Below are 7,031 nucleotides of genomic sequence, written 5' to 3'. Positions count from 1 at the left end.
GGGGGTTTATTGGGCCCCGCCCCAACCCCCACCCCGGCGGGCGGCGGGGGGCCCCCCCGCCCCCCCCCACGGGGCGGCGGCCGGCTCTGCGGGCCGCCGCCGTGGTGCCCGGGCACGGCCCGGCCGCGGCGGTTCCCGGGCCGAGCGCTTCGCCCCCTACGTCCTGGTCGCACCCGCAATCCTGATCATCGTGGTGCTGCGGCTGTACCCGTTGCTGCTCGGGGTCAACTTCTCCTTCACCGGAGACGGCGAGCGCAACGGTCAGGCGGTGGGTCTCGACAACTACCTCGAGTTGATCGATGACCCGCTGTTCCGCACCGCACTGAGCAACGTCGGGCTGCTGGTGCTGTTGCTCCCGGTGGCGGTGGCGATCCCCGGTCTGCTGGCGACGTTCATCTACCTCAAGGTGCCCGGACATCGCTTCTACCGCAGCGTCTACTTCTTCCCGGCGGTGCTCTCACCGGTCATCGTCGGCGCGATCTTCAATCTGCTGCTCGCCTTCGACGGTCCGGTCAACGCCGTGTTCGAGGCGGCCGGCATCAGCCCGGTGGACTGGCTCGGCAATCCCGACGTCGCGATGTTCGTGGTGGTCGGCGTACACATCTGGGCCACCTTCGGAATGGCGCTCGTGGTCTTCCTGGCCGGGTTCGCGACCCTGGACGCCGCATTGCTGGACGCGGCCCGCGTGGACGGTGCCTCGCTGCCCCAGGTCATCCGGCACGTGATCATCCCGGGCCTGTCCCGCACCATCGCGTTCGTCGCCGTGACCACCATGGTCGGGATGCTGACCTCGATGTTCGGCCTGCTCTACGTGATGACCAGCGGTGGGCCGGAAGGATCCACCTATCTCCCGGAGTACTACATCTGGATCCAGCAGGGCCAGATGAACCGGCCCGCCCTGGCCTCGGCCGCGTCGACGGTGCTCTTCGTGATCATGCTCGTCGTGGGACTGCTCCAGGTGAAGCTGCTCCGGCGGGCCGGAGGTGAGGACTGATGTCCCGGGTACGACTGAGCCGGTGGCTGCTGGCCATCCCGATGTCGCTGCTCGCGCTGGCGACGATCTACCCACTGCTGTTCACCGTCAACGTGGCGATGAAGACCCGGCGCGACTACATCCTCGACCGGTTCTCCGTGACCGACACCCTGCGTTGGGACAACATCAGCGCGGCGTGGAACAGCGTCGGCATGGACCGGTACTTCCTCAACTCCCTGATCGTGGTGACGTCGTCGGTCGTCCTGCTGCTGCTGCTCGGGTCCATGGCCGGCTTCGCCCTGAGCCAGCTTCGGTTCCGTGGCTCCTCGGCGCTGTTCCTGGGCTGCCTCGCGGGCCTGTTCGTGCCGTTCCAGGTGATCATGGTGCCGCTTGCCCGGATCATGGCCGACACCGCCCTCATCGACACGTACCCCGGACTGGTCCTGGTCTTCGTGGCCCAGTTCCTGCCCTTCACCGTCTTCCTGATGACGAGTTACTACAAGACCATCCCGCGGGAGGTCATCGACGCGGCCCGGATCGACGGCAACAGCGTGTACGGCGTGTACCGCCGGATCATGCTGCCGCTGGGCACCCCGGCGCTGCTGTCGGTCGGCATCCTCAATGCGCTGTTCTGCTGGAACGACGTCCTGATGTCGCTGGTGATGATGCCGTCGGCGGATCACCGGACGCTCATGGTCGGCGTGACCTCGCTGCGTGGCCAGTACTCCGACGACATTCCCACCTTCGCCTCGGGGGTACTGATCGCCGCGATACCGGTCCTGGTGGTCTACCTCTTCCTCCAGCGCCAGATCGCCGACGGCGTCGCCGCCGGCTCCACGAAGGGCTGACATGCGCATCACCGGATATCGGACGCTTACCACGGTCCACGAATGGGGGCGCCCGGTCGGCGACGCCAACGGCGTGTTCGCCGACGGGAGGGTCCCGGTGCCGATCGTCGTCGTGGAGACCGACGAGGGGTTGTCGGGCGTCGGCATCGGCCCGCACGTCGAGATCGAGCGGATCTTCGCGGCCATCGACGGTGAGGATCCCCGTGCGGTGACGACGCTCTACGACCGGATGTTGCGACACACCTTCAAGGCCGGTCACGCCGGCCCGGTTTTCGGCACCATCGGGGCACTCGACACCGCGTTGTGGGACATCAAGGCGCAGGCGGCCGGCCAGCCGCTGTGGCGATTGCTGGGCGGCCGAGACCGCCGGGTCCCGGCGTACGCGTCCGGGCTCGACATCGCCCTCAGCGACGAGGAACTCGTCTCGGCGTACCTTCGTTACGCCGAGCACGGGCTGCGGGCCGCCAAGCTCAAGGGCGGACTCGACATCGAGCACGACCGGCACCGGCTCCACCTGGTCAAGGAGATCCTGACCGAGGCCGGTCACGGACTACGGCCGGGGCTGATGCTCGACGTCAACGAGGCGTGGACCCGCAAGCAGGCCGTCCGGCACGTCTGCGAACTCGAACGCACCCTCGACCTCATCTGGATCGAGGAGCCGGTCCGGCGCTGGGACGCCGACGGGCTCGCCGCCGTCGGCCGGGGGGTGCGGGCCTCCGTCGCCACCGGAGAGAACCTCACCGGACTCGAGCAGTACCGCCCGCTGATCGCCGCCGGCGCGGTCGACGTCGTCCAGACGTCCGCGATCGGTGGTGTCACCCACTTCCTGCGGGTGTCCGCCCTGGCGCACGCCTACGACCTGCCGGTCAGCCCGATCGGCAACAGCCCGCTCGGGCTGCTGCACGCGGCCACCTCGGTGCCGAACCACCTGACCAGCGAGTTGCAGGACCTCTGGCCGCCGGTCGGCGTCTCCGTCGACGTGCACGTCGAGGACGGAGCCTTCATCCTGGGCGACTCGCCGGGGCTCGGCCTGCGGGTCGACGAACAACGGATCCGGGCCATGGACCGGCACCCGCAGGCACCGGCGGTCGACGGCCCGAACGTCCGGCCGGAGCAGGCCGGGCGACGGCTGCTGGCGGCGACGGACGGTGTCCTGCCGACCGCCGGCGGCTTCCCGCTGGCCCGGGCTGCCACCCCGGCACACAACAGCAACCAGGTGTCGCCGACCGGAAGTCACTGACCCGGACCCCACGGTGGTGGCCGGCGGCACGAGCGACGTGCGGCCGTTGAGACGGAGGATCGATGAAGGCAGTGATCTACCGGGGAGCACGGCGCCTCGGAGTCGAGGAACGTGAGCCCGCGGCGCCCGGGCCCGGCGAGCTGGGCATCTCGGTGGCCTACACCGGGATCTGCGGCACCGACCTGCACATCTACCACGGGGACATGGACTCCCGGGTCGGTGCCGCCGCCGTCATCGGGCACGAGATGTCCGGGCGGGTCGCGGCGCTGGGCGAGGGCGTCACCGGTTGGTCCGTCGGCCAGCCGGTGACGGTGCTGCCCACCAGATGGTGCGGGCGGTGTGCCGCCTGCCGACGCGGCAACTCGCACATCTGCCACGCCATGGACTTCCTCGGCATCGACTCGCCCGGCGCCATGCAGTCCGGGTGGAACGTGCCGGCGGAACTCGTCCTGCCGCTGCCCGAGGAACTGCCGCTCGACCAGGGCGCACTCGTCGAACCGGTGGCCGTCGCCGTGCACGACGTACGACGTGGCGAGGTGGCCTCCGGCGACCACGTGGTCGTCGTCGGCGGCGGGCCGATCGGGGTGCTCATCGGCACCGTCGCCCAAGGCCGCGGTGCGCGGGTCCTGCTCGTCGAGCCGGACCCGACGCGGCGCGCCGTGGCGGGCGACATCGGCATCGAGGCGGTCGACCCGGCCGCGGTCGACGTGGCGGCGTTGGTCGCCGACCGGACCGACGGCGCGGGCGCCGACGTCGCCTTCGAGGTGTCCGGGGCGGCGGCGGGTGTCGGCACGGCGGTCGAGGTGCTGGCCGCCAGGGGACGACTGGTGATGGTGGCGATCCATCCCCGGCCGCGAGAGGTGAACCTGCACCGGTTCTTCTGGCGCGAGTTGGAACTGCTCGGCGCCCGCCTCTACCAACGGGACGACATGGTGGAGGCGATCCGGCTGGTCGCCTCCGGTGCGATACCGGCGCGGCAACTGATCTCCCGCGTCGAGCCGCCCGAGGCGGCGACCGAGGCGTTCACCGCGCTGGAGGGCGGCGGTGTGATGAAGGTGCTGCTCGACTGGCGGGAGGATGACCGGTGACGAACCCGTTCGACCTGTCCGGACGGACCGCTGTGGTCACCGGGGCCCGGCGGGGCATCGGCCTGGCCATGGCCGAGGCGCTGGCCCGGGCTGGTGCCGACGTCGTCGGTGTCTCCGCACACCTGGAACCGGAGGAGAGCGAGGTGGCGCGCCGGGTGCGGGCCACCGGTAGACGGTTCACCCCGCTGCGCGCCGATCTCGCCGATCGGGCGGCGGTCCGCCGGCTGGCCGGTGAGCTGATCGCGCTCGGACCGATCGACATCCTGGTCAACAACGGTGGCACGATCGCCCGCGCCCCAGCCGTCGACCACCCCGACGAACTCTGGGACCAGGTGATCGAGGTCAACCTGAGCAGCCAGTTCGTGCTGAGTCGGGAGATCGGCCGGACGATGGTGCAGCGCGGCCACGGCAAAATCATCTTCACCGCGTCGCTGCTCAGCTTCCAGGGCGGCATCACGGTGCCCGGGTACGCCGCGTCGAAGTCGGGCGTGGCCGGTCTGACCAAGGCGCTGGCGAACGAGTGGGCGGCGCACGGGGTGAACGTGAACGCCATCGCCCCCGGTTACATCGCCACCGACAACACCCGGGCCCTGCGTGAGGATCCCGAGCGCGACCGGGCGATCCTCGCCCGGATTCCGGCCGGCAGGTGGGGTGCCGCCGATGACCTCGGCGGAGCCACCGTGTTTCTGGCGTCGGCGGCCTCCGACTACGTCAACGGGATCGTGCTGCCGGTCGACGGGGGATGGTTGGGCCGATGACCTACGCGGCAGCCGGGTCGACCGGCATCGTCGACGCTCACCACCATCTGTGGGTCCGGGCCCGGCATCCTCAGCCGTGGATCGACCCGGTGACCATGGCGGCCATCGACGCCGACTTCGAACCGACCGACCTGGCCCCGCTGGCCCGGGCGGCGGGCGTCACCGCCACCGTCGTCGTGCAGTCCATCGCCTCGGTGCGGGAGACCGTGGACCTGCTCCGCGTCGCCGCCGACGACGTCCTGGTCGGCGGTGTCGTCGGCTGGGTCGACCTGACGGCCGCCGACGTCGCCGATCAGCTCGACCGGCTGTGCGCGGCCCCCGGCGGGCAGCACCTGGTCGGCATCCGTCACCTCGTGCAGAGCGAGCCCGACCCGGCCTACCTGGATCGACCGGACGTCCGCCGGGGCGTCGCCGCGGTCGGCGCCGCCGGCCTGGTCTTCGACCTGCTGGTCCGGCAACACCAGTTGCCCATGGCCGCCCGGTTGGCGCACGACCTGCCCGACGTGCGCTTCGTCCTGGACCACCTCGGCAAACCCGCGCTGGGCACTCCGGAGTTCGACCAGTGGCGGCGAGACCTACGGGCTCTCGCCGAAGCGTCCAACACCACGGCCAAGGTGTCCGGCCTGACGACCGAGGTGCCCCGGTCACCCTGGACGGTGGCCGATCTCCGACCCGCCGTCGACCACGCACTCGACGTGTTCGGGCCGCGGCGACTGATGTTCGGCTCGGACTGGCCGGTGTCCCTGCTCGCCACCTCGTACGCCCGCTGGGTGGCGGCGGTCACGGAGCTGCTGGGCGACCTCGACCCGACCGACCGCGCGGCGTTCTGGGCGGGCACCGCCCGGCGCTGCTACCGATTGGCAGCGTGATGAGGAAACATGCACTGCCGCGCCGGCCGGCGATCGGCCTCACCGAGCTGGGCTTCGGCGCGGCCCAGGGCGGCAACCTGTACCGGGCGACCACCGACGAGGAGTTCGCCGCCGCGGTCGACACCGCCTGGGCGGCGGGTGTGCGGTATTTCGACACCGCGCCGCACTACGGCCTCGGGCTGTCCGAGCGTCGCCTGGGCAGTGTGTTGCGGCACCGACCACGCGACGAGTACGTGGTGTCGACGAAGGTGGGCCGGCTGCTGGAGCCGTCGCCGCAGAACGCGCACCAGCGCGACGCCGAGGGGTTCGACGTGCCCGCGAGCCATCGCCGGGTGTGGGACTTCAGCCGCGACGGGGTACGCCGGTGCATCGAGGCCAGCCTGGAGCGCACCGGCCTGGATCGGATCGACATCGCGTACCTGCACGATCCTGACGACCACTGGGAGCAGGCCGCCAACGAGGCCGTACCCGCCCTGGTCGAGCTGCGCGACCAGGGCGTGGTGGGTGCCATCGGGGCCGGCATGAACCAGTCGGCGATGCTCGCCCGGTTCGTCCGGGAGAGCGACGTGGACGTGATGATGTGCGCCGGCCGGTACACCCTGCTCGAACAGGGCGCGGCCGACGACCTGTTACCGCTCGCGGAGAGCCGGGGCGTGGGCGTGGTGATCGCCGGCGTCTACAACTCGGGCCTGCTGTCGCGGGACCACCCACCTGCCGACGCGTTCTACAACTACCAGCAGGCGCCGGCGGAGCTGATCGAGCGGGCGCGTCGGATCGCCGAGGTCTGCGACGCGCACGGTGTCACCCTGCCGGAGGCGGCGCTGGCCTTCGTCCGACGGCATCCGGCCGTGGTGTCGACGGTGGTCGGTGTCCGCGACGGTTCGCAGATGGCGCAGACCGTGCGACGTTCGGCGGCGGTGGTGCCCGACGAGCTGTGGCAGTCGCTGGTCGGCGCCGGGCTGCTCGCCTCGATCTGACCTCTGGCCGACGTCCCTGGTCCGCTCCGGCGGCCCAGGGACGTCGTCGTTGTTGTTCTCGGCACCGACCCGCGCGACGCGGTCCGGCGTACGGATCGGGCACGGCCTCGTGAGACGGGTACGAGGCCGTGCCCCGGGCGCAGTGGCTCGGTACGCCCAGGGTCGGGTCCCGCGCCGCGTTCCGGAGGACGGGCCCCACCCGAGACGTCACAGACCACCCCGAAGGTGGCGGGGGTCAGGCCCCGCCGGACCCCCCCGGCGGGTTGGTGGCGCCGTGG

7 protein-coding genes are annotated in these 7,031 nt (G+C 71.2%); all 7 read left to right on the top strand.

Going from position 1 to position 7,031, the window contains the following annotated elements:
- On the top strand, positions 1–994 hold a 994-nt coding region (locus tag V5O40_RS27585), incomplete at its 5' end, for a carbohydrate ABC transporter permease (protein WP_332908161.1).
- Positions 994–1,821 (top strand): carbohydrate ABC transporter permease, encoded by an 828-nt coding sequence (locus V5O40_RS27580; RefSeq protein ID WP_164445419.1) that lies wholly within the window; start codon positions 994–996, stop codon positions 1,819–1,821. The genes V5O40_RS27585 and V5O40_RS27580, both read left to right, overlap by 1 nt.
- A 1-nt stretch (position 1,822) precedes the next feature.
- Positions 1,823–3,061, top strand: coding sequence for a mandelate racemase/muconate lactonizing enzyme family protein (locus tag V5O40_RS27575; RefSeq protein WP_332908160.1), 1,239 nt, complete (start codon positions 1,823–1,825; stop codon positions 3,059–3,061).
- Positions 3,062–3,123: 62 nt separating this feature from the next.
- Positions 3,124–4,149, top strand: coding sequence for a zinc-dependent alcohol dehydrogenase (locus V5O40_RS27570; RefSeq protein WP_332908159.1), 1,026 nt, complete (start codon positions 3,124–3,126; stop codon positions 4,147–4,149).
- The gene (locus V5O40_RS27565) at positions 4,146–4,907 is read left to right on the top strand and encodes an SDR family oxidoreductase (RefSeq protein WP_332908158.1); all 762 of its coding nucleotides are present in this window, start codon (positions 4,146–4,148) and stop codon (positions 4,905–4,907) included. Before V5O40_RS27570 ends, V5O40_RS27565 begins: the two co-directional genes overlap by 4 nt.
- Positions 4,904–5,776: an amidohydrolase family protein gene (locus tag V5O40_RS27560; protein ID WP_332908157.1), complete on the top strand. Its 873-nt coding sequence runs from the start codon at positions 4,904–4,906 to the stop codon at positions 5,774–5,776. Before V5O40_RS27565 ends, V5O40_RS27560 begins: the two co-directional genes overlap by 4 nt.
- Positions 5,776–6,753 carry an aldo/keto reductase gene (locus V5O40_RS27555; protein WP_332908156.1) on the top strand — a complete coding sequence of 326 codons (978 nt, stop codon included), beginning with the start codon at positions 5,776–5,778 and terminating at the stop codon, positions 6,751–6,753. The genes V5O40_RS27560 and V5O40_RS27555 overlap by 1 nt, the downstream gene beginning before the upstream one ends.
- Positions 6,754–7,031 lie beyond the last annotated feature (278 nt).

Origin of the sequence: Micromonospora palythoicola (genome assembly GCF_036689795.1) — a bacterium.
Classification (GTDB): domain Bacteria; phylum Actinomycetota; class Actinomycetes; order Mycobacteriales; family Micromonosporaceae; genus Micromonospora; species Micromonospora palythoicola.
This window is presented reverse-complemented; position numbering and strand designations above follow the sequence as displayed.